Here is a 22301-nt window from a genome sequence, read left to right as displayed (position 1 = left end):
TGATGAAATAGATGTCTCAGGATCCGGACAGGGGGCTGAAACCCCCGTCCGGTGAGTGAGACTGGTTCCACCGTAGAAATACGACCGTAGAGATACGAAGCAGAAGTACGAGAAAGAGGTCGGATGATGCGTACGCGTCCGCTGAAGGTGGCGCTGCTGGGCTGTGGAGTGGTCGGCTCAGAGGTGGCGCGCATCATGACGACGCACGCCGACGACCTCGCCGCGCGCATCGGCGCCCCGGTCGAGCTCGCCGGCGTCGCCGTCCGCCGCCCGGACAAGGTCCGCGGGGGCATCCCGGCCGAGCTGATCACCACCGACGCGACCGCCCTGGTCAAACGGGGCGACATCGACGTCGTCGTCGAGGTCATCGGCGGGATCGAGCCGGCCCGCACGCTCATCACCACCGCCTTCGAGCACGGTGCCTCCGTCGTCTCCGCGAACAAGGCGCTCCTCGCCCAGGACGGCGCGACGCTCTACGCCGCCGCCCAGCAGCAGGGGCAGGACCTCTACTACGAGGCCGCCGTCGCCGGCGCCATCCCGCTGATCCGGCCGCTGCGCGAGTCCCTCGCCGGCGACAAGATCAACCGCGTGATGGGCATCGTCAACGGCACGACGAACTTCATCCTCGACAAGATGGACAACTCCGGCGCCGGGTACTCCGAGGCACTCGACGAGGCCACCGCCCTCGGGTACGCCGAGGCCGACCCGACCGCCGACGTCGAGGGCTTCGACGCCGCCGCCAAGGCCGCCATCCTCGCCGGGATCGCCTTCCACACGCGCGTGCGTCTCGACGACGTCTACCGCGAGGGCATGACCGAGGTCACCGCCGCCGACTTCGCCTCGGCGAAGCGGATGGGCTGCACCATCAAGCTGCTCGCGATCTGCGAGCGGGCCGCCGACGGCGAGTCCGTCACCGCGCGCGTGCACCCGGCGATGATCCCGCTGAGCCACCCGCTGGCCTCCGTCCGCGAGGCGTACAACGCGGTCTTCGTCGAGGCCGACGCCGCCGGGCAGCTCATGTTCTACGGCCCCGGCGCCGGCGGTGCCCCGACGGCCTCGGCCGTCCTCGGCGACCTGGTCGCCGTGTGCCGCAACAAACTCAACGAGGCCAACGGCCCCGGCGAGTCCGCGTACACCCAGCTGCCCGTGAGCCCCATGGGCGACGTGGTGACGCGGTACCACATCAGCCTCGACGTGGCCGACAAGCCGGGCGTCCTCGCCCAGGTCGCGACGGTCTTCGCCGAGCACGGCGTGTCGATCGACACGGTACGACAGCAAGGACGACAGGACGGAGGCGGCGAGGCCTCCCTCGTCGTCGTCACCCACCGAGCGCCCGACGCCGCCCTCTCCGGGACCGTCGACGCGCTGCGGAAGCTCGACACCGTGCGCGGTGTCGCCAGCATCATGCGTGTTGAAGGGGAGTAAGGACCCATGACCAGCAAGGGCACCCACCAGTGGCGCGGCATCATCGAGGAGTACCGGGACCGCCTTCCGGTCACGGACACGACGCCGGTCGTCACGCTCCGTGAGGGCGGTACGCCGCTCGTCCCCGCTCAGGTCCTCTCCGAGCGCACGGGCTGCGAGGTGCACCTCAAGGTCGAGGGCGCCAACCCCACCGGCTCCTTCAAGGACCGGGGCATGACCATGGCCATCACCAAGGCCAAGGAGGAGGGCGCGCAGGCCGTCATCTGCGCCTCCACCGGCAACACCTCCGCCTCGGCCGCGGCCTACGCGGTACGGGCCGGCATGGTGTCGGCCGTCCTCGTGCCCCAGGGCAAGATCGCGCTCGGCAAGATGGGCCAGGCGCTCATCCACGGTGCGAAGATCCTCCAGGTCGACGGCAACTTCGACGACTGCCTGACGCTGGCCCGCAGCCTCTCCGAGAACTACCCGGTGGCGCTGGTCAATTCGGTCAACCCGGTCCGCATCGAGGGTCAGAAGACCGCCGCTTTCGAGATCGTGGACATGCTGGGCGACGCCCCCGACATCCACGTGCTGCCCGTCGGCAACGCCGGCAACATCACGGCGTACTGGAAGGGCTACACCGAGTACGCCGCCGACGCGATGTCCACGCACCGGCCGCGCATGTGGGGCTTCCAGGCCTCCGGTTCCGCGCCGCTCGTGCGCGGCGAGGTCGTCAAGGACCCGTCGACGATCGCCACCGCGATCCGCATCGGCAACCCGGCCTCGTGGGACTACGCGATCGCCGCGCGCGACGAGTCGGGTGGCTTCATCGACGAGGTGACGGACCGTGAGATCCTCCGCGCCTACCGTCTGTTGGCCGCCCAGGAGGGCGTCTTCGTCGAGCCCGCCTCGGCCGCCTCGGTCGCCGGTCTGCTGAAGGCCGCCGAGCAGGGCAAGGTCGACCCGGGCCAGACGATCGTCTGCACCGTCACGGGCAACGGCCTGAAGGACCCCGACTGGGCCGTGGCCGGCGCGCCGCAGCCCGTGACCGTCCCGGTCGACGCCGCGGCCGCCGCCGAGCGCCTCGGCCTGGCCTGATCCCATCGCTTCGCCCCGCCCCTCGTGCGGGGTGAAGCGCTGATCGAAACCCGATCAGGAACGTACATAGGCGCACAGGTTGGCCCGCGACACGCATCGTGCGCCTCCTGTGCGCCCTATGTCGCCACAGAACCTTCCTTCGATAGGCTGTGCCGAACCCGCCCCGACGCATATGCGCGGTGTCGTTGCCGTTGTCGCCTTCGTGGCCGAAACGGCCCCCGGGTTTCCGAGTACCTCTCGAGCCACGCCTGTTGAGTGAACTACCCGTTGTCGCAATCAAGGAGAGTCATCGAGCGATGGCCGGTCCAGCGTTCCGCGCCGCCGCCGTACGGGTGCGCGTCCCCGCCACCAGCGCCAATCTCGGCCCGGGCTTCGACGCCTTCGGCCTGTCGCTGGGGCTCTACGACGACGTCGTCGTCCGTGTCGCCGACTCCGGGCTGCACGTCGACATCGCCGGCGAGGGGGCGGAGACCCTTCCACGCGACGAGAGCCACCTGCTCGTACGTTCCCTGCGCACGGCCTTCGACCTGCTCGGCGGACAGCCGCGCGGTCTTGAGGTCGTCTGCGCCAACCGCATCCCGCACGGCCGCGGCCTCGGCTCCTCCTCCGCCGCCATCTGCGCCGGCATCGTCGCCGCCCGCGCCGTGACCATAGGCGGGGACACGAAGCTCGACGAGGCGGCCCTGCTCGAGCTCGCCACCGAGATCGAGGGCCACCCCGACAACGTCGCCGCCTGTCTCCTCGGCGGCTTCACGCTCGCCTGGACCGAGTCCGGCGCCGCGCGGGCGATCAGGATGGATCCCTCGGATTCCATCGTTCCGGTGGTTTTCGTCCCCGGAAAGCCCGTACTGACCGAGACCGCCCGCGGACTTCTGCCGCGCACCGTCCCGCATGTGGACGCCGCGGCCAACGCCGGGCGCGCCGCCCTCCTCGTCGAGGCCCTGACCCGTCGCCCCGAGCTGCTGCTCTCGGCCACCGAGGACCGGCTGCACCAGGAGTACCGGGCCCCCGCGATGCCGGAGAGCCTGGCCCTCGTGAACCGACTGCGCGCGGACGGCGTCCCCGCGGTCATCTCCGGCGCGGGCCCCACGGTGCTCGCGCTGGCCGAACACGGGACGGCCGACAAGGTCGCCCGGCTGGCGGGCGAGGGCTGGGCCGCGAACCGGCTCGACCTCGACGCGTCCGGTGCGAGCGTGCTGCCGCTGGCCCCCTAGGGCCGCGGCGGCGGGGGCGCCGGGCAGCGCCCCCGCAGTGCTCCGGACACGAGATTGCCGGTGAGGGAGAGGGGGAATGTTTGTTGGAGCCGGTAGTGTTAACCTCAAGTCAGCATCTGGCGCCTTTGTGGCGCGGTGCTGAGTGTCCCCATCAGGGACCACCGATTCTTCCGGGAGCCTCCCCAACTGCCTGAGCAGCCTGCCTGAGCAGTTTTGAGCACGCTCCGGAACCGGCACGACACCCCTCGCTCTTTCACAGTGAGGGCCGAGCAGGGGGCGCTCGGGCCGGACCCCAGCACGTTTCTCTCTCCGCCGTACCCGGCGGGACCACCGCCCCGGACACGGTCCACAAGCCAGGACCCTGCCGGACAGCACAACCGGTCGCCGAGCCAGATGGCCGACGTCCGCTCCAGGGAAGGACCCTTCGTGAGCGACACCACCGATCTGATGGGCGTGACTGCCGACAACAGTGTCGACACCGCCGCGCCCGCCGCAGGTGCTGCCACCGGCGGCACCGCACGGCGCCGCCGCTCCGGCACCGGCCTCGACGGCATGGTCCTGGCCGAGCTGCAGCAGGTCGCGTCCGGCCTCGGCATCAGGGGCACCGCGCGTATGCGCAAGAGCCAGCTGATCGAGGTCATCAAGGAGGCGCAGGCCGGTGGCGGTTCCGCCGCCCCCGCCAAGACCGCCGAGGCTGCCGAGACCAAGCCGAAGCGCCGCGCCACCTCCAAGTCCCGTACGGGCGAGACCGCGGCCGAGACCGCCGCGCCCCAGGCGGAGAAGGCCGAGAAGGCCGTCGCCCAGCAGCAGATCGACATCCCCGGTCAGCCCGCCAGTGACGACCAGCCGACCGGTGAGCGCCGTCGTCGTCGCGCCACCGCGCCCGCCGGTTCGCCGGAGGGCGAGGCCAAGGCCGAGGCCGCCACGGTCGTCAAGACCGAGGCCCGCACCGAGACCCGTACCGACGTCAAGGCCGACACGCAGGCCGACGCCAAGGCCGAGGGTGCCGTCGACGGCGCCGAGGGCCGTGGCCGCCGTGACCGCGGCGAGCGCGGGGAGCGCGGGGAGCGCGGCGAGCGCCGTGACCGCCGTGACCGTCAGCGCGACCGCGGCAAGGGCGACGAGCAGCAGGGCGGTGGCCAGGGCGGCCAGCGCCAGCGCCAGGGCGGCCAGGGTCAGGGCCAGGGCCAGCAGGGTCAGGGCCAGGGCCAGGGTCAGCAGGGTGGCCAGCAGTCCGGCCCCCAGGACGACTACGACGACGAGGGCGGCCGTCGTGGCCGTCGCGGTCGCTACCGCGACCGTCGTGGCCGTCGTGGCCGTGACGACTTCCAGGCCGGCGAGCCGCAGGTCTCCGACGACGACGTCCTGATCCCCGTCGCGGGCATCCTGGACATCCTCGACAACTACGCGTTCATCCGGACCTCCGGCTACCTGCCCGGCCCGAACGACGTGTACGTCTCCCTCGCCCAGGTCCGCAAGAACGGCCTGCGCAAGGGTGACCACGTCACCGGTGCCGTGCGTCAGCCGAAGGACGGCGAGCGCCGCGAGAAGTTCAACGCGCTGGTCCGCCTCGACTCCGCGAACGGCATGGCCGCCGACTCCGGTCGCGGTCGCCCGGAGTTCAACAAGCTGACCCCGCTCTACCCGCAGGACCGGCTCCGTCTGGAGACCGACCCGGGCGTGCTGACCACGCGGATCATCGACCTCGTGTCGCCGATCGGCAAGGGCCAGCGCGGTCTGATCGTGGCCCCGCCGAAGACCGGCAAGACCATGATCATGCAGGCGATCGCCAACGCGATCACGCACAACAACCCCGAGTGCCACCTGATGGTCGTCCTGGTCGACGAGCGTCCGGAAGAGGTCACCGACATGCAGCGGTCGGTCAAGGGCGAGGTCATCTCCTCGACCTTCGACCGTCCGGCCGAGGACCACACCACGGTCGCCGAGCTCGCCATCGAGCGTGCCAAGCGTCTCGTGGAGCTGGGTCACGACGTCGTCGTCCTGCTCGACTCGATCACCCGCCTGGGCCGCGCGTACAACCTCGCGGCGCCGGCCTCCGGCCGCATCCTGTCCGGTGGTGTCGACTCGACCGCGCTCTACCCGCCGAAGCGCTTCTTCGGTGCGGCGCGCAACATCGAGGACGGCGGCTCGCTGACCATCCTCGCCACCGCGCTCGTCGACACCGGTTCGCGCATGGACGAGGTGATCTTCGAGGAGTTCAAGGGCACCGGCAACATGGAGCTCAAGCTCGACCGGAAGCTCGCCGACAAGCGCATCTTCCCGGCGGTGGACGTCGACGCGTCCGGCACCCGTAAGGAAGAGATCCTGCTCGGCGCCGACGAGCTCGCCGTCACCTGGAAGCTGCGCCGTGTGCTGCACGCGCTCGACCAGCAGCAGGCGATCGAGCTGCTCCTCGACAAGATGAAGCAGACGAAGTCGAACGGCGAGTTCCTGCTCCAGATCCAGAAGACGACGCCTGGCGGCAAGAACGACGACTGACGTGTGACCTGCGTCACGCGAAGGTCGCGCGACCAGGGCGAGGCCTCGGCCTCGTAACCTGCTCGTGACCTGCGTAAACCACTGCGCCCACCGTGCCCCGCACGGTGGGCGCAGTGCGTTGCTCTCCGAAACCTCACAGGTCCGTATGCAACCCTTTCGGGTGCTTCGCCGTCACACATGGTGAACCGAGGGCCCGAGGGAAGACGATGACCGAGCAGAACAGCAACGGCCGAATACCCGGCACCGGGAGCGGCCGCCGCCGCAAGCCGCCCGCGAGGGGGCGCCGCCGCCTGGCGATCCTCCTGTCGGGGGCCGCCGCGGTCCTCGTCCTGGGCGGGGCCGGTCTCGGGTACGTGTACGTCAAGCTCGACGGCAACATCAAGGGCGTCGACATCAACGCCCAGCTCGGCGCCGAGCGCCCCGACGACGTCGACAACGGCTCCCTGGACATCCTCGTCCTCGGCTCCGACTCCCGTGCCGGCGACAACGCCGCGTACGGCAAGGACGAGGGCGGCGCCCGCTCCGACACCGCGATGGTCGTGCACGTCTACGAGGGCCACAAGAAGGCCGCCGTGGTCTCCATCCCCCGTGACACCCTCGTCGACCGGCCGCGGTGCACCGACGGGCAGGGCGCGACCGTCCCAGGCGAGCGGCGCGCGATGTTCAACACGGCGTACGAGGCCGGCGGCCCGGCCTGCGCCGTCAAGACCGTCGAGGCGATGTCCGGCATCCGCATGGACCACTACATCGAGGTCGACTTCACCGGCTTCAAGAAGCTCATCGACGAACTCGGCGGCGTGGAGATCACCACCACCCAGCCGATCCAGGACTCCAAGAGCCACCTCGACCTCGCCCCGGGCACCCACACCCTCGACGGCGAGCAGTCCCTCGGCCTCGTCCGCACCCGCAAGAGCGTCGGCGACGGCAGCGACCTCGGCCGCATCCAGCTCCAGCAGGCCTTCATGAAGGCCTTCATCGACCAGGTCAAGGACGTCGGCGTCTTCACCAGCCCGGCGAAGCTCCTCGCCCTCGCCGACGCGGCCACCAAGGCCGTCACCCCGGACTCCGAACTCGACTCGGTGCAGGAGCTGATGGGCTTCGCCAAGAGCCTGTCCGGCATCGGCCCCGACCACGTCCACATGATCACGCTGCCGGTCGAGTACGACCCCGCCGACCCCAACCGCGTCGTCCCGCTGGAGGCGCAGTCCCAGCAGGTCTGGAAGGCCCTCAAGAACGACGCGGCGATCCCCGCGTCGGCGACGAAGGGCGCCGCCACGGGCAAGGCCGACGGCGTCGTGGAGTAACCCCTCCGGACCACTCTTCGGACAGTTCAGGAATACTTTCGGCCGGACCCCGGTTTGGGGAGATGCGGCCGGTCCTGGCAGACTGGTACGTCGGCCCCGGTTCACGTTGCCCGCAACCCGCGGCGGCGACCCGGTGCCCTCCCGAAACTAGGAGACACCTTGAAGCGCGACATCCACCCCGAGTACGTCGAGACCCAGGTCAGCTGCACCTGTGGCGCGTCGTTCACCACCCGTAGCACCCTCACCGACGGCACCATCCGTGCCGAGGTCTGCTCCGAGTGCCACCCGTTCTACACGGGCAAGCAGAAGATCCTCGACACCGGCGGCCGCGTGGCCCGCTTCGAGGCCCGCTTCGGCAAGGCCGGCTCCGCCGCGAAGTAGCGAGCCCCTGCGCCGGTCCACGGTCGCCCCGCGCGGGTGGCCGGGACCGGCGCTTTGCCGTCCCCGTAGCAACTGACGAAAACCCAGGAGCCCCCGATGTTCGAGGCGGTCGAGGAACTGGTCGGCGAACACGCCGATCTCGAGACGAAGCTCGCGGACCCTTCGGTCCACGCCGATCAGGCGAACGCGCGCAAGCTCAACAAGCGCTACGCCGAGCTGACCCCGATCGTCTCCACCTACCGCGCCTGGAAGCAGACCGGTGAGGACATCGAGACCGCCCGCGAGTTCGCGCACGACGACCCCGACTTCGCCGCCGAGGTCAAGCTGCTGGACAAGCAGCGGGAGGAGCTCACCGAGAAGCTCCGCCTCCTGCTCGTCCCGCGCGACCCCAGCGACGACAAGGACGTCATCCTGGAGATCAAGGCGGGCGCCGGCGGCGACGAGTCCGCGCTCTTCGCCGGCGACCTGCTCCGCATGTACCTCCGGTACGCCGAGCGCGTCGGCTGGAAGACCGAGATCATCGACGCCACCGAGTCCGAGCTGGGCGGCTACAAGGACGTCCAGGTCGCCGTGAAGACCAAGGGCGGCAACGGCGCCACCGAGCCCGGCCAGGGCGTCTGGGCGCGCCTGAAGTACGAGGGCGGTGTGCACCGCGTGCAGCGCGTGCCCGCGACCGAGTCCGCCGGCCGCATCCACACCTCCGCCGCCGGTGTGCTCGTCACGCCCGAGGCCGAGGAGGTCGAGGTCGAGATCGTCGCGAACGACCTGCGCATCGACGTGTACCGCTCGTCGGGCCCCGGCGGCCAGTCGGTCAACACCACCGACTCCGCCGTCCGCATCACCCACCTGCCGACCGGCATCGTCGCCTCCTGCCAGAACGAGAAGAGCCAGCTCCAGAACAAGGAGCAGGCCATGCGTATCCTGCGTTCCCGGCTGCTCGCCGCCGCGCAGGAGGAGGCCGAGTCCAAGGCCGCCGACGCCCGTCGCAGCCAGGTCCGTACCGTCGACCGCTCCGAGAAGATCCGGACGTACAACTTCCCGGAGAACCGCATCTCGGACCACCGCGTCGGCTTCAAGGCGTACAACTTGGACCAGGTGCTCGACGGCGATCTGGACGCGATGATCCAGGCATGCGTCGACGCCGACTCGGCCGCGAAGCTCGCCGCGGCGTAAGGCCGGTCGGTCTCAGTTCCGTAAGCCCCACCCCCGCACCACGGAGGACCAGCGTGAACCTGCTGCTTGCCGAGGTGGCCCAGGCCACCCAGCGGCTGGCCGACGCCGGCGTTCCCTCACCGCGTTTCGACGCCGAGGAGCTCGCCGCGTTCGTGCACGGCGTCAAGCGGGGGGAGCTGCACAACGTCAAGGACGCGGACTTCGACGCCCGCTACTGGGAGACGATCGCCCGCCGCGAGGCCCGCGAACCGCTCCAGCACATCACCGGCCGGGCGTTCTTCCGCTACCTGGAGCTCCAGGTGGGGCCCGGTGTCTTCGTGCCCCGCCCGGAGACCGAGTCGGTCGTCGGCTGGGCCATAGACGCCGTACGCGCCATGGACGTCGTCGAACCGCTCATCGTCGACCTCTGCACCGGCTCCGGGGCCATCGCCCTCGCCATGGCCCAGGAGGTCCCGCGCTCGCGCGTGCACGCCGTGGAACTCTCCGACGACGCCCTCGTCTGGACCCGGAAGAACGCCGAGGGCTCCCGCGTCACCGTCCACCAGGGCAACGCGCTGACCGCCCTCCCGGAGCTGGACGGCCAGGTCGACCTGGTCATCTCCAACCCCCCGTACATCCCGCTCACCGAGTGGGAGTACGTGGCACCCGAGGCCCGTGACCACGACCCGGAGATGGCCCTCTTCTCCGGCGAGGACGGCCTCGACACCATCCGCGGCATCGAGCGCACCGCCCACCGGCTGCTGCGCCCCGGCGGTCTCGTCGTCATCGAGCACGCGGACACCCAGGGCGGGCAGGTGCCGTGGATCTTCAACGAAGAGGCCGGCTGGGCCGACGCCGCCGACCACCCGGACCTGAACAACCGGCCGCGCTTCGCGACCGCCCGCAAGGCCATGCCATGACCGGCATGACCGCCATGACGAACCACGTGTACGAGGAGGCCGGGAACTGATGGCACGGCGATACGACTGCAACGAGGCGACCGATCGTGTGACCGGTCTGCGTGAGGCCGCGTCCGCCGTCCGTCGGGGCGAGCTGGTCGTGCTGCCCACCGACACCGTGTACGGGATCGGGGCGGACGCCTTCAGCAGCGAGGCCGTCGCGGACCTCCTGGCCGCCAAGGGCCGGGGCCGCAACATGCCCACGCCCGTGCTCATCGGCTCCCCGAACACCCTCCACGGCCTGGTCACGGACTTCTCCGAGCAGGCCTGGGAGCTCGTCGACGCCTTCTGGCCCGGCGCGCTGACCCTCGTCGCCCGTCACCAGCCCTCCCTCCAGTGGGACCTGGGCGACACCCGGGGCACCGTCGCCATCCGCATGCCGCTGCACCCGGTCGCGATCGAGCTGCTCACCGAGGTCGGCCCGATGGCCGTCTCCTCGGCCAACCTGACGGGTCACCCGGCTCCCGAGGACTGCGACGCGGCCCAGCAGATGCTGGGGGACTCCGTCTCCGTCTACCTCGACGGCGGCCCGACGCCCGGCATCGTCCCCTCGTCCATCGTCGACGTCACGGGCAAGGTGCCGGTGCTGCTGCGCGAGGGCGCGCTGTCCCCGGAGGAGCTCCGGAAGGTCGTACCCGACCTCGAGGTGGCACATTGACCGCCCCTGAGGGGCGTGGCATAGCGGGGTTCGACGACAGCAGCACCTTCCGCATCCTCCACGTCAGCACCGGCAACGTCTGCCGCTCGCCGATCACCGAGCGGCTGACCCGCCATGCCCTGTGCGACCGCCTGGGCGACCCTCTCGGCGGCGGCCTGATCGTGGAGAGCGCGGGCACCTGGGGCCACGAGGGCGCCCCCATGGAGGCCAACGCCGAACTGGTCCTCGCCGACTTCGGCGCGGACTACAGCGGCTTCGTGGGCCGCGAGCTCCTCGACGAGCACGTCATCCGCGCGGACCTGGTCCTCACGGCGACCCGCGACCACCGCGCCCAGGTCATCTCGATGGGCCACTCGGCGGGCCTGCGCACCTTCACCCTGAAGGAGTTCACCCGCCTGGTCCGCGCGATCGACCCCGCCACGCTCCCGGACCCGCGCGACGAGGGCATGGTCGAACGCGCCCGCGCCCTGGTCCGCGCTGCCGCGGCTCTACGCGGGTGGCTCCTCGCCCCCTCGGTGGACGCGGACGAGGTCAACGACCCGTACGGCGCCCCGATCACCTTCTTCCGTTCGATCGGCGACGAGATCAACCAGGCCCTGGAGCCTGTGGTGACGGCCCTGACGGGTGTCTCGGCGCGCGACTGACGGCCCTGACGGGTGTCTCGGCGCGCGACTGACAGCCGTGGCGGGTGTCGCGGCGCGCGACTGACGGCCGTGGCGGGGGCACGGAGGACGTCTGGACGCGCGCGGTGGGGGGTGCGTGCCTACATTGGTGCTGACATCCCTCCACGCCCGGAGTCAGCCATGCCGGTCACCGCGCCCACCGCTGAGGATCTCGACGTCCTGCGCCGGCAGGACCCGGAGATCGCCGACGTGCTGCTCGGCGAGGTGCGGCGGCAGAGCGACAGTCTGCAGCTGATCGCGGCCGAGAACTTCACCTCGTCCGCCGTCCTCGCCGCCCTCGGTTCCCCGCTCGCCAACAAGTACGCCGAGGGCTACCCCGGCGCCCGCCACCACGGCGGCTGCGAGTACGCCGACGCCGCCGAGCGGATCGCCGTCGAGCGGGCCACCGCGCTCTTCGGAGCCGAGCACGCCAACGTCCAGGCACACTCCGGCTCCTCGGCCGTCCTGGCGGCCTACGCGGCCCTCCTGAGGCCCGGTGACACGGTCCTGGCCATGGGCCTCGAGCACGGCGGGCACCTCACGCACGGCTCGCCCGCCAACTTCTCCGGCCGCTGGTTCGACTTCGTCCCGTACGGGGTCGACGCCGACACCGGCCTCGTCGACTACGAGCAGGTCGCCGCCCTCGCCCGGCACCACCGCCCCAAGGCGATCGTCTGCGGCTCCATCTCCTACCCCCGCCACCTCGACTACCGGATCTTCCGGGAGATCGCCGACGAGGTCGGCGCGTATCTCATCGCGGACGCGGCCCACCCCATCGGTCTGGTCGCCGGGGGAGCGGCCCCCAACCCCGTCCCGTACGCCGACGTCGTCTGCGCCACCACCCACAAGGTCCTGCGCGGACCGCGCGGCGGGATGATCCTGTGCGGCGCCGAGCTCGCGGGCCGCGTCGACCGGGCGGTGTTCCCGTTCACGCAGGGCGGCGCCCAGATGCACACGATCGCGGCCAAGGCGGTGGCGTTCGGCGAGGCGTCCACTCCGGCGTTCGCCACGTACGCCCATCAGGTGGTGGAACACGCGAGGGTGCTCGCCGCCGCGCTCGCCGCCGAGGGCTTCGCGCTCACCACCGGCGGCACCGACACCCACCTCATCACCGCCGACCCCGCGCCTCTCGGCCTCGACGGCCGCACCGCCCGCGCCCGGCTCGCCGCCGCCGGCATGGTGCTCGACACCTGCGCCCTCCCGTACGGGGAGGGGCGCGGCATCCGGCTCGGGACGGCCGCCGTCACGACCCAGGGCATGGGCGCCCCGGAGATGGCGAGAATTGCGGGACTGTTCACCGCCGCGCTGCGAGATGATCCCGCCGAGACCGCCCGGGTAAGGGCGGAAGTACGCGCTCTGACCGGGCGGTTTCCCCCGTATGGACGCTGAGTAGAGCCCGAGCGCAACCGTTCGGGTGGCCCGCGTGTCTCCAAGCACATGGACGGCACGGCTAGGGTGTGGGGCTGAGATGGCCAGCGATTCCTGTGGGGCAGCCCGTGCGTGATTACCTGCTGACGCTCTGTGTCACGGCCGCGGTGACCTATCTGCTCACCGGTCCGGTGCGGAAGTTCGCCATCGCGACCGGGGCGATGCCGGAGATCCGCGCCCGCGACGTACACCGAGAACCGACACCGCGGCTCGGTGGCATCGCCATGTTCTTCGGGCTGTGCACGGGCTTGCTCGTCGCCGACCACCTGCAGAACCTGAACGGTGTCTTCGAGCAGTCCAACGAACCGCGCGCGCTGCTCTCCGGCGCCGCCCTGATCTGGCTGATCGGCGTCCTCGACGACAAGTTCGAGCTGGACGCGCTCATCAAGCTGGGCGCGCAGATGATCTCGGCGGGCGTGATGGTCGCGCAGGGTCTGACGATCCTGTGGCTGCCGATCCCCGGCGTCGGCGTGGTCTCCCTGACTCCGTGGCAGGGCACGCTCCTGACGGTCGCCCTGGTCGTGGTCACCATCAACGCCGTCAACTTCGTCGACGGTCTCGACGGCCTCGCCGCCGGCATGGTCTGCATCGCCGCCGCGGCCTTCTTCCTGTACGCGTACCGGCTCTGGTACGGCTACACGATCGAGGCCGCCGCCCCCGCGACGCTCTTCACCGCCATCCTCATGGGCATGTGCCTGGGCTTCCTGCCGCACAACATGCATCCGGCACGGATCTTCATGGGTGACTCGGGCTCGATGCTGATCGGTCTGATCCTGGCCGCCTCGGCGATCTCGATCACCGGCCAGGTCGACCCGGACGCGCTGAAGATCTTCGAGGGCTCGACCCGGCAGGCCACCCACGCCGCCCTGCCCGTCTTCATCCCGCTCGTGCTGCCGCTGACGATCATCGCGATCCCGATGGCGGACCTGGTCCTCGCGATCGTGCGCCGTACGTGGAAGGGCCAGTCGCCGTTCGCGGCCGACCGCGGGCACCTGCACCACCGGCTCCTGGAGATCGGCCACTCGCACAGCCGCGCGGTGCTGATCATGTACTTCTGGTCGGCGCTGATCGCCTTCGGGACGCTGGCGTACTCGGTCCACTCGACGTCGATGTGGATCGTCCTCGGCATCACCGTGCTCAGCGCGATCGGTCTGGTGCTGCTCCTGCTGCCGCGGTTCACGCCGCGCGCCCCGCGCTGGGCCGAGGCCGTCGTGCCGCCGCGCTACCGGCGCCGCAAGCCGGCCCTCGTACCGGCGTCCGCCGTGCGCGTGGACGTCGACGCGAACGACGTCGACGGGGACCCGGCCCTGACGGAAGAGCGCGTTCCGGTGCCCGCGGGGCTCCACGGTTCCACCGCCATCGGCAACCGCGGGCGCTTCACCGATCGGCGGAAGGCCGGAACGCCGAGTTGACGAAAGCCGCTTCCGCGGCCATTAGCAGACAACTCGCCCTCATGTCGCGCCCACACGCGCGGAGTAACTCTCATGTGTGACAGTTGGCACACCTAACGGGTAAAGAACTACTCAAATAGTTTGTGATACCGTTCACGAGACCCGGCGACAGTGCCGAAAGACCGTAGTGCGACGGTCCGTTGGCCCCGAGACCCACCTCGGACCGGGCTTACGCTCGTCCATGACGACACCATCGCCCCCTCCAGCAAGCGGAGACACCGCCATGCCGTCCAACGACGCACGCATCCTTCTGCACACCATCGTTCCCACCGCTGTCGTCGGCGCTGTCGCCACGGTCATCAGCGGCGTGCTCGCGGGTGGCAAGGGGGCCATCGGCGCCGTCGTCGGCACTCTGGTCGTGATCCTCTTCATGGGTATCGGGCAGTTGGTTCTGCAGCGGACGGCGAAGTCGCTTCCGCACCTCTTCCAGGCCATGGGGCTGATGCTCTACACGGCCCAGTTGCTGGTGCTCTTCATCTTTCTCGCCTTGCTCAAGAACACCACGCTGTTCGACTTCAAGGCCTTCGCCTTCACGCTGCTCGCGACGACCGTGGTGTGGGTCGCCGCGCAGGCCCGTGCCTACATGAAGGCCAAGATCACGTACATCGACCCCGGAAACACGGGGTCGAAGTCGTGAAGGGTAGGGCCGGGATAAAGCCACGTTCGGCTTCCTGCTATCGTCCGGTGCCAACTGCGGCACTGCGGGCGCGGGCATCCGAGACGCCTGTCCCAGCGCGAGGCTCGATGCCGAACCGCCGCCCCCTTATCCGTAAGACCAGTCCAGTGCCGACCCGCGGCTGCGTGCCGCGCCGACACAACGAGGTTGCCGTACCTATGCGCCACGCTGAAGGAGCCCGCGGTGAGTGCTGACCAGACGCTTGCCTTCGACCCGGATTGCCACATCTTCAGTGGATGCGGCTTCCCGGCTCCGGGCCTGCACACGTTCATGTACGAGCCCATCGCCACGGTGGCCGGCATCGAGATCACGAAGCCGATGCTGCTCGCCGTGCTCGGGTCGATCGTGGTCGTCGGGTTCTTCTGGGCCGCCTTCAACAAGCCCAAGCTGATCCCCGGCAAGATGCAGATGGTCGGCGAGGCCGGTTATGACTTCGTGCGCCGCGGCATCGTCTACGAGATCATCGGCAAGAAGGACGGCGAGAAGTACGTCCCCTTCATGGTGTCGTTGTTCTTCTTCGTCTGGATCATGAACCTCTGGTCGATCGTTCCGCTCGCCCAGTTCCCGGTCACGTCGCTGATCGCCTTCCCGGCCGGTCTCGCGCTGATCGTGTACGTGATGTGGATCTCGCTCACCTTCAAGAAGCACGGCTTCGTGGGCGGCTGGAAGAACATCGTCGGCTACGACAAGTCCCTCGGCGCGATCCTCCCGATGGTCGTCGTACTCGAGTTCTTCTCGAACCTCATCATCCGGCCCTTCACGCACGCGGTGCGACTGTTCGCGAACATGTTCGCCGGTCACCTGCTCATCGTGATGTTCACGCTGGCCACCTGGTACCTCATGAACGGCCTGGGCTTCGTCTACGCCGGCGCCTCGTTCGTGATGGTCCTCGTGATGACGGCGTTCGAGCTCTTCATCCAGGCCGTCCAGGCGTACGTCTTCGTGCTCCTGGCCTGCAGCTACATCCAGGGCGCGCTCTCCGAGCACCACTGAGCCGTTCCGGCCCCGTAGCTGCACCCCCGAATCCATCAGTCGTCCGGTGGCCAACCCCCACCGGGTCATTGAAAGAGAAGGAAGTAACGGCATGTCCGCTGCTCTCGACATGATCAACCTTGCCGCCGAAGGTGGCAGCGCCAAGACCAACGTCGTCGGCAACGTCGCCTCGATCGGTTACGGCCTCGCCGCGATCGGCCCCGGCGTCGGCGTCGGCATCATCTTCGGTAACGGCACGCAGGCCCTCGCCCGCCAGCCCGAGGCCGCCGGTCTGATCCGCACCAACCAGATCATGGGCTTCGCCTTCTGTGAGGCGCTCGCCCTCATCGGCATCGTCATGGGCTTCGTCTACCAGTAAGCCGGACCGACTGCCCGATTCTTTTACGGAAGGCACTGATGTGAACGCGCTTCTTCTTGCGCAGGCGGAGGAGCCCCAGCCTCCTCTGATCCCGCATCTTGACGAGCTCGTCATCGGCCTGATCGCCTTCGTCATCGTCTTCGGCTTCCTCGCCAAGAAGCTCCTCCCGAACATCAACAAGGTTCTGGACGAGCGTCGCGAGGCCATCGAGGGCGGCATCGAGAAGGCCGAGTCGGCCCAGATCGAGGCCCAGAGCGTGCTGGAGCAGTACAAGGCCCAGCTCGCCGAGGCCCGCCACGAGGCCGCGCGTCTTCGCCAGGAGGCGACGGAGCAGGGCACCGCGATCATCCAGGAGATGAAGGCGGAAGGCCAGCGCCAGCGCGAGGAGATCATCGCGGCCGGCCACTCGCAGATCGAGGCCGACCGCAAGGCCGCGTCCGCGTCGCTGCGCCAGGACGTGGGCAAGCTCGCCACCGACCTGGCCGGCAAGCTGGTCGGCGAGTCCCTCGAGGACACCGCCCGCCAGAGCCGGACGATCGACCGCTTCCTCGATGAGCTCGAGGAGAAGGCGGAGGCCGTCCGATGAACGGAGCGAGCCGCGAGGCACTGTCCGCCGCCCGCGAGTCCCTCGACGCGCTGACCGACAACACCCCGGTCGACGCGACGAAGCTCTCGGACGAGCTGACCGCCGTCACCGCGCTCCTCGACCGCGAGGTGTCGCTGCGCCGGGTCCTGACCGACCCCGCACAGTCGGGCGAGGCCAAGGCCGAGCTCGCGCAGCGACTCCTGAGCGGTCAGGTGGGCGGCGAGACCGTCGACCTGGTCTCGGGCATGGTGCGCAACCGCTGGTCGCGTTCGCGCGACCTCGTCGACGCGACCGAGGAGCTGGCGAACATCGCCGACCTCACCGCGGCGCAGAAGGCGGGCGCGCTCGATGGCGTCGAGGACGAGCTGTTCCGGTTCGGCCGGATCGTGTCCTCCAGCCCCGAGCTCCGCTCGGCGCTGACGGACAAGGCCGCCACGGCCACCGCCAAGGGCGCGCTGCTCCGCAGCCTGCTCGGCGGCAAGGCCCACGCGACCACCGAGCGTCTGGTCGTCCGTCTGGTGACCCAGCCCCGGGGACGTAGCCTGGAAGCGGGACTCGAGTCCCTCTCCAAGCTCGCCGCGGCGCGCCGGAACCGGATGGTCGCCGTCGTCACCTCGGCGGTGCCGCTGTCCGACCAGCAGAAGCAGCGCCTCGGTGTCGTACTGGCCAAGCTGTACGGCCGGGACATGCACCTGAACCTCGACGTGGACCCGACGGTCCTCGGCGGGATCACGGTGCAGGTCGGCGACGAGGTCATCAACGGGACCATCGCGGAGCGCCTCGGCGAGGCGACCCGACGACTGGCCGGCTGACGGCTGCTGCCACCACAGCAACAAGCATCACAGCATCACCAGCGGCCCGGTTGGGCCGTGCAGAGATTGCAGAAGATTCCTGGGGGTCGGCCCCCAGACCCCTTAAGAAACTTCGGGCCCAACAAGGAGAGCAGGGAACCCAGATGGCGGAGCTCACGATCCGGCCGGAGGAGATCCGGGACGCACTGGAGAACTTTGTCCAGTCGTACCAGCCGGACGCGGCCTCGCGCGAGGAGGTCGGCACGGTCAGCCTGGCCGGCGACGGCATCGCGAAGGTCGAGGGTCTTCCCTCGGCCATGGCGAACGAGCTGCTGAAGTTCGAGGACGGCACCCTCGGCCTCGCGCTGAACCTCGAAGAGCGCGAGATCGGTGCGATCGTCCTCGGCGAGTTCAGCGGCATCGAGGAGGGGCAGTCGGTGCAGCGCACCGGCGAGGTCCTGTCCGTCGGTGTCGGTGAGGGCTACCTCGGCCGCGTTGTCGACCCGCTCGGCAACCCGATCGACGGTCTCGGCGAGATCGCGACCGAGGGCCGCCGCGCCCTCGAGCTGCAGGCCCCGGGCGTTATGGCCCGTAAGTCGGTGCACGAGCCGATGGAGACCGGCTACAAGGCCGTCGACGCCATGACGCCGGTCGGCCGTGGTCAGCGTCAGCTGATCATCGGTGACCGTCAGACCGGCAAGACCGCGCTGTGTGTCGACACGATCATCAACCAGCGCGACAACTGGCGCTCGGGCGACGTGAACAAGCAGGTTCGCTGCATCTACGTCGCCGTCGGCCAGAAGGGCTCGACCATCGCGTCCGTTCGCGGCGCCCTGGAAGAGGCCGGAGCGCTCGAGTACACGACGATCGTCGCCGCCCCGGCGTCCGACCCGGCCGGCTTCAAGTACCTGGCGCCGTACACCGGTTCCGCCATCGGTCAGCACTGGATGTACCAGGGCAAGCACGTCCTGATCGTCTTCGACGACCTGTCGAAGCAGGCCGACGCCTACCGCGCCGTGTCGCTGCTGCTGCGCCGCCCGCCGGGCCGTGAGGCCTACCCGGGTGACGTCTTCTACCTGCACTCGCGTCTGCTCGAGCGCTGCGCGAAGCTCTCGGACGAGCTGGGTGCCGGTTCGATGACCGGTCTTCCGATCGTCGAGACCAAGGCGAACGACGTGTCGGCGTTCATCCCGACCAACGTCATCTCCATCACCGACGGCCAGTGCTTCCTGGAGTCCGACCTGTTCAACGCCGGCCAGCGCCCGGCTCTGAACGTCGGTATCTCGGTCTCCCGTGTCGGTGGCTCCGCCCAGCACAAGGCGATGAAGCAGATCTCCGGTCGCCTCCGTGTGGACCTCGCCCAGTTCCGTGAGCTCGAGGCGTTCGCCGCCTTCGGTTCCGACCTGGACGCGGCCTCCAAGGCGCAGCTGGAGCGTGGACAGCGCATGGTCGAGCTGCTCAAGCAGGCTCAGTACCAGCCGATGCCCACCGAGAACCAGGTCGTCTCCGTCTGGGCCGGTACCACCGGCAAGATGGACGACGTCCCGGTCGTCGACATCCGTCGCTTCGAGGCCGAGCTCCTGGCGTACCTCCGCCAGAACCACTCGGGTCTCATGACCTCCATCCGTGAGGGCGGCAAGATGTCCGACGACACCCTGCAGTCCGTCGGTGACGCCATCGCGGAGTTCAAGAAGCAGTTCGAGACCTCTGACGGCAAGCTGCTGGGCGAGGACGCTCCTGCCGCCGTCAACGTCTCGAAGTGACGACGGAAGGGACCTGACTCATGGGAGCGCAGCTCCGGGTCTACAAGCGTCGCATCAAATCCGTCACCGCGACGAAGAAGATCACCAAGGCGATGGAGATGATCGCCGCCTCGCGTGTCGTCAAGGCGCAGCGCAAGGTGCAGGCGTCGACTCCGTACGCGACCGAGCTGACGCGCGCGGTCACGGCGGTGGCCACGGGTGCGAATGACAAGCACCCGCTGACCACCGAGGTGGAGAACCCCGTCCGCGCCGCGGTACTGCTCCTCTCGAGCGACCGCGGTCTGGCCGGCGCCTTCAACTCCAACGCCATCAAGGCGGCGGAGAAGCTGACGGCGAAGCTGGAGGGCGAGGGCCGCGAGGTCACCGTCTACGTCGTCGGCCGTCGTGGCATCGCGCACTACAACTTCCGCGAGCGGAAGCTGGCCGGTACGTGGACCGGGTTCACGGACCAGCCGTCGTACGGCGACGCCAAGACGATCGCGGCCCCGCTGATCGAGGCGATCGAGAAGGACACGGCGGAGGGTGGTGTGGACGAGCTCCACATCGTCTACACCGAGTTCGTCTCGATGATGACGCAGACCGCGGTCGAGGCCCGGCTGCTGCCCCTCAGCCTCGACGAGGTGGCGAAGGAGGCAGGCGAGTCGGACACGCTCCGCCCGCTGTACGACTTCGAGCCGTCGGCGGAGGACGTCCTCGACGCCCTGCTGCCCCGGTACGTCGAGAGCCGTATCTACAACGCGCTGCTCCAGTCGGCTGCTTCCAAGCACGCCGCCACGCGCCGCGCGATGAAGTCGGCGACCGACAACGCGGGAGACTTGATCAACAATCTCTCCCGACTTGCCAACGCGGCCCGCCAGGCCGAAATCACCCAGGAAATCAGCGAGATCGTCGGTGGCACCGCAGCCCTGGCCGACGCGACCGCGGGGAGTGACAAGTAATGACGACCACTGTTGAGACGGCCGCCGCCACGGGCCGCGTCGCCCGGGTCATCGGCCCGGTCGTCGACGTGGAGTTCCCCGTCGACGCGATGCCGGCGATCTACAACGCGCTGCACGTCGAGGTCATGGACCCGACCGAGGAGGGCGCGACCAAGACGCTGACCCTCGAGGTCGCCCAGCACCTCGGTGACGGCGTCGTCCGCGCCATCTCCATGCAGCCCACCGACGGCCTGGTTCGCCAGGCTCCGGTGACCGACACCGGCACGGGCATCACCGTCCCCGTCGGCGACGTCACCAAGGGCCGTGTGTTCAACACGCTCGGTGAGGTGCTGAACGACGACGCCTCCACCGTGGCCGACGCGCCGCGCTGGACGATCCACCGCAAGGCCCCGGCCTTCGACCAGCTCGAGTCCAAGACCGAGATGTTCGAGACCGGCCTGAAGGTCGTCGACCTTCTCACCCCGTACGTCAAGGGTGGAAAGATCGGTCTGTTCGGTGGTGCCGGTGTCGGCAAGACCGTTCTGATCCAGGAAATGATCGTCCGTGTGGCCAAGCTGCACGACGGTGTTTCGGTCTTCGCGGGCGTCGGCGAGCGCACCCGTGAGGGCAACGACCTCATGGTCGAGATGGAAGAAGCGGGCGTTCTGGACAAGACCGCGCTCGTCTTCGGCCAGATGGACGAGCCGCCGGGCACGCGTCTCCGCGTCGCCCTTGCCGGTCTGACCATGGCGGAGTACTTCCGCGATGTGCAGAAGCAGGATGTTCTCTTCTTCATCGACAACATCTTCCGCTTCACCCAGGCCGGTTCCGAGGTGTCGACCCTGCTCGGCCGTATGCCCTCCGCGGTGGGTTACCAGCCGAACCTGGCCGACGAGATGGGTCTCCTCCAGGAGCGCATCACCTCGACCCGTGGTCACTCGATCACCTCGATGCAGGCGATCTACGTCCCCGCGGACGACCTGACCGACCCGGCTCCGGCCACCACCTTCGCCCACCTCGACGCGACGACGGTTCTCTCCCGTCCGATCTCCGAGAAGGGCATCTACCCGGCCGTGGACCCGCTGGACTCCACGTCCCGGATCCTGGACCCGCGCTACATCGCGCAGGACCACTACGACGCCGCCACGCGCGTCAAGGGAATCCTGCAGAAGTACAAGGACCTCCAGGACATCATCGCGATTCTCGGTATCGACGAGCTGAGCGAGGAGGACAAGCTCGTTGTCCACCGCGCCCGCCGTGTCGAGCGCTTCCTGTCCCAGAACACCCACGCGGCGAAGCAGTTCACCGGTGTGGACGGTTCGGACGTTCCGCTCGACGAGTCGATCGCCGCGTTCAACGCGATCTGCGACGGTGAGTACGACCACTTCCCCGAGCAGGCCTTCTTCATGTGTGGTGGCATCGAGGACCTCAAGAAGAACGCCAAGGAGCTTGGCGTTTCCTGAGCCCCGTGCTCCCGAGGGGGGCGGGATCCCGTCCCGCCCCCCTCACCACGCCCATTAGAATTGACCCCAACACCCGGCACGACCGCCGGGTGGTGACCCGAGGAGCCACCCTTGGCTGCTGAGCTGCACGTCGAGCTGGTCGCCGCGGACCGGAGTGTCTGGTCCGGCGAGGCCACCCTGGTCATCGCGCGTACCACCTCCGGCGACATCGGCGTCATGCCCGGCCACCAGCCGCTGCTCGGTGTGCTGGAGTCGGGCCCGGTGACCATCCGTACGAGTGAGGGCGCGACCGTCGTCGCCGCCGTTCACGGCGGATTCATCTCGTTCGCCGACGACAAGCTGTCTCTGCTCGCGGAGATCTGCGAGCTGGCGGACGAGATCGACGCCCAGCGTGCCGAGCGCGCGCTGGAGCGTGCGAAGACGGAGTCGGACGCCGCCGCCGAGCGGCGCGCCGAGGTCCGGCTGCGCGCGGTAGCGGTCCGCTGACGGTCCGCGCCGAGCAGGAGTGCCCTCAGCCGCGGCACGGTCCGGAATCTTCCGGACC

21 protein-coding genes are annotated in these 22301 nt (G+C 69.4%); all 21 read left to right on the top strand.

Going from position 1 to position 22301, the window contains the following annotated elements:
- Nucleotides 1–126: 126 nt before the first annotated feature.
- The gene (locus tag ACWFR1_RS09105; RefSeq protein WP_453548504.1) at nt 127–1425 is read left to right on the top strand and encodes a homoserine dehydrogenase; all 1299 of its coding nucleotides are present in this window, start codon (nt 127–129) and stop codon (nt 1423–1425) included.
- Nucleotides 1426–1431: 6 nt separating this feature from the next.
- Nucleotides 1432–2502: a threonine synthase gene (gene thrC / locus ACWFR1_RS09100; protein ID WP_383375590.1), complete on the top strand. Its 1071-nt coding sequence runs from the start codon at nt 1432–1434 to the stop codon at nt 2500–2502.
- Between the two features lie 296 nt (nt 2503–2798).
- Nucleotides 2799–3716, top strand: a complete 918-nt coding sequence (gene thrB / locus ACWFR1_RS09095) for a homoserine kinase (RefSeq protein WP_453548259.1) — start codon at nt 2799–2801, stop codon at nt 3714–3716.
- Nucleotides 3717–4142: 426 nt separating this feature from the next.
- Nucleotides 4143–6215 carry a transcription termination factor Rho gene (gene rho, locus ACWFR1_RS09090; protein ID WP_453548257.1) on the top strand — a complete coding sequence of 691 codons (2073 nt, stop codon included), beginning with the start codon at nt 4143–4145 and terminating at the stop codon, nt 6213–6215.
- Between the two features lie 206 nt (nt 6216–6421).
- Nucleotides 6422–7519: an LCP family protein gene (locus tag ACWFR1_RS09085; RefSeq protein WP_453548255.1), complete on the top strand. Its 1098-nt coding sequence runs from the start codon at nt 6422–6424 to the stop codon at nt 7517–7519.
- A 159-nt stretch (nt 7520–7678) separates the two neighbouring features.
- The gene (gene rpmE / locus ACWFR1_RS09080; protein ID WP_453548253.1) at nt 7679–7900 is read left to right on the top strand and encodes a 50S ribosomal protein L31; all 222 of its coding nucleotides are present in this window, start codon (nt 7679–7681) and stop codon (nt 7898–7900) included.
- 96 nt (nt 7901–7996) lie between these two features.
- Complete coding sequence (gene prfA / locus ACWFR1_RS09075; RefSeq protein ID WP_453548251.1) at nt 7997–9073, top strand: peptide chain release factor 1; 1077 nt, start codon at nt 7997–7999, stop codon at nt 9071–9073.
- A gap of 53 nt (nt 9074–9126) precedes the next feature.
- On the top strand, nt 9127–9972 hold the full coding sequence (prmC, locus tag ACWFR1_RS09070; protein ID WP_024761922.1) for a peptide chain release factor N(5)-glutamine methyltransferase: 846 nt from the start codon (nt 9127–9129) through the stop codon (nt 9970–9972).
- A 49-nt stretch (nt 9973–10021) separates the two neighbouring features.
- A complete protein-coding gene (locus ACWFR1_RS09065) occupies nt 10022–10669 on the top strand; it encodes an L-threonylcarbamoyladenylate synthase (protein ID WP_453548248.1) in 648 nt (215 codons plus the stop codon).
- Nucleotides 10666–11313 (top strand): arsenate reductase/protein-tyrosine-phosphatase family protein, encoded by a 648-nt coding sequence (locus ACWFR1_RS09060; protein WP_376400044.1) that lies wholly within the window; start codon nt 10666–10668, stop codon nt 11311–11313. The genes ACWFR1_RS09065 and ACWFR1_RS09060 overlap by 4 nt, the downstream gene beginning before the upstream one ends.
- Before the next feature lie 159 nt (nt 11314–11472).
- Complete coding sequence (locus ACWFR1_RS09055) at nt 11473–12720, top strand: serine hydroxymethyltransferase (RefSeq protein WP_453548245.1); 1248 nt, start codon at nt 11473–11475, stop codon at nt 12718–12720.
- Nucleotides 12721–12827: 107 nt separating this feature from the next.
- Complete coding sequence (locus tag ACWFR1_RS09050) at nt 12828–14171, top strand: MraY family glycosyltransferase (protein ID WP_453548243.1); 1344 nt, start codon at nt 12828–12830, stop codon at nt 14169–14171.
- Nucleotides 14172–14433: 262 nt separating this feature from the next.
- Entirely contained in the window at nt 14434–14847 is a 414-nt protein-coding gene (locus ACWFR1_RS09045) for a hypothetical protein (protein ID WP_024761917.1), read from the top strand.
- Between the two features lie 222 nt (nt 14848–15069).
- A complete protein-coding gene (gene atpB, locus ACWFR1_RS09040; RefSeq protein WP_453548241.1) occupies nt 15070–15879 on the top strand; it encodes a F0F1 ATP synthase subunit A in 810 nt (269 codons plus the stop codon).
- Nucleotides 15880–15970: 91 nt separating this feature from the next.
- On the top strand, nt 15971–16237 hold the full coding sequence (gene atpE / locus ACWFR1_RS09035) for an ATP synthase F0 subunit C (protein WP_024761915.1): 267 nt from the start codon (nt 15971–15973) through the stop codon (nt 16235–16237).
- A gap of 40 nt (nt 16238–16277) precedes the next feature.
- On the top strand, nt 16278–16823 hold the full coding sequence (locus ACWFR1_RS09030) for a F0F1 ATP synthase subunit B (RefSeq protein ID WP_024761914.1): 546 nt from the start codon (nt 16278–16280) through the stop codon (nt 16821–16823).
- Nucleotides 16820–17635 carry a F0F1 ATP synthase subunit delta gene (locus ACWFR1_RS09025; protein ID WP_453548237.1) on the top strand — a complete coding sequence of 272 codons (816 nt, stop codon included), beginning with the start codon at nt 16820–16822 and terminating at the stop codon, nt 17633–17635. Before ACWFR1_RS09030 ends, ACWFR1_RS09025 begins: the two co-directional genes overlap by 4 nt.
- A gap of 143 nt (nt 17636–17778) precedes the next feature.
- Nucleotides 17779–19377 (top strand): F0F1 ATP synthase subunit alpha, encoded by a 1599-nt coding sequence (atpA, locus tag ACWFR1_RS09020; RefSeq protein WP_024761912.1) that lies wholly within the window; start codon nt 17779–17781, stop codon nt 19375–19377.
- Nucleotides 19378–19397: 20 nt separating this feature from the next.
- Nucleotides 19398–20315 carry a F0F1 ATP synthase subunit gamma gene (locus tag ACWFR1_RS09015; RefSeq protein WP_453548234.1) on the top strand — a complete coding sequence of 306 codons (918 nt, stop codon included), beginning with the start codon at nt 19398–19400 and terminating at the stop codon, nt 20313–20315.
- Nucleotides 20315–21757, top strand: a complete 1443-nt coding sequence (atpD, locus tag ACWFR1_RS09010; RefSeq protein WP_453548232.1) for a F0F1 ATP synthase subunit beta — start codon at nt 20315–20317, stop codon at nt 21755–21757. Before ACWFR1_RS09015 ends, atpD begins: the two co-directional genes overlap by 1 nt.
- A 111-nt stretch (nt 21758–21868) precedes the next feature.
- On the top strand, nt 21869–22243 hold the full coding sequence (locus ACWFR1_RS09005) for a F0F1 ATP synthase subunit epsilon (RefSeq protein WP_453548230.1): 375 nt from the start codon (nt 21869–21871) through the stop codon (nt 22241–22243).
- The last annotated feature ends 58 nt before the right edge of the window (nt 22244–22301 follow it).

Source organism: Streptomyces sp. NPDC055103 (genome assembly GCF_053607625.1).
Note: the sequence above shows the minus strand (reverse complement) of the source record. Positions and strands in the feature narration are given on the sequence as shown.

What these genes read in the sequence shown, in the direction of transcription:
- atpE (WP_024761915.1), top strand. Translation starts at nt 15,971, where the DNA reads ATGTCCGCTGCTCTCGACATGATCAACCTTGCCGCCGAAGGTGGCAGC.
- thrB (WP_453548259.1), top strand. Translation starts at nt 2,799, where the DNA reads ATGGCCGGTCCAGCGTTCCGCGCCGCCGCCGTACGGGTGCGCGTCCCC.
- ACWFR1_RS09045 (WP_024761917.1), top strand. Translation starts at nt 14,434, where the DNA reads ATGCCGTCCAACGACGCACGCATCCTTCTGCACACCATCGTTCCCACC.
- ACWFR1_RS09065 (WP_453548248.1), top strand. Translation starts at nt 10,022, where the DNA reads ATGGCACGGCGATACGACTGCAACGAGGCGACCGATCGTGTGACCGGT.
- ACWFR1_RS09105 (WP_453548504.1), top strand. Translation starts at nt 127, where the DNA reads ATGCGTACGCGTCCGCTGAAGGTGGCGCTGCTGGGCTGTGGAGTGGTC.
- prfA (WP_453548251.1), top strand. Translation starts at nt 7,997, where the DNA reads ATGTTCGAGGCGGTCGAGGAACTGGTCGGCGAACACGCCGATCTCGAG.
- atpA (WP_024761912.1), top strand. Translation starts at nt 17,779, where the DNA reads ATGGCGGAGCTCACGATCCGGCCGGAGGAGATCCGGGACGCACTGGAG.
- thrC (WP_383375590.1), top strand. Translation starts at nt 1,432, where the DNA reads ATGACCAGCAAGGGCACCCACCAGTGGCGCGGCATCATCGAGGAGTAC.
- ACWFR1_RS09085 (WP_453548255.1), top strand. Translation starts at nt 6,422, where the DNA reads ATGACCGAGCAGAACAGCAACGGCCGAATACCCGGCACCGGGAGCGGC.
- ACWFR1_RS09055 (WP_453548245.1), top strand. Translation starts at nt 11,473, where the DNA reads ATGCCGGTCACCGCGCCCACCGCTGAGGATCTCGACGTCCTGCGCCGG.
- atpD (WP_453548232.1), top strand. Translation starts at nt 20,315, where the DNA reads ATGACGACCACTGTTGAGACGGCCGCCGCCACGGGCCGCGTCGCCCGG.
- ACWFR1_RS09015 (WP_453548234.1), top strand. Translation starts at nt 19,398, where the DNA reads ATGGGAGCGCAGCTCCGGGTCTACAAGCGTCGCATCAAATCCGTCACC.
- ACWFR1_RS09025 (WP_453548237.1), top strand. Translation starts at nt 16,820, where the DNA reads ATGAACGGAGCGAGCCGCGAGGCACTGTCCGCCGCCCGCGAGTCCCTC.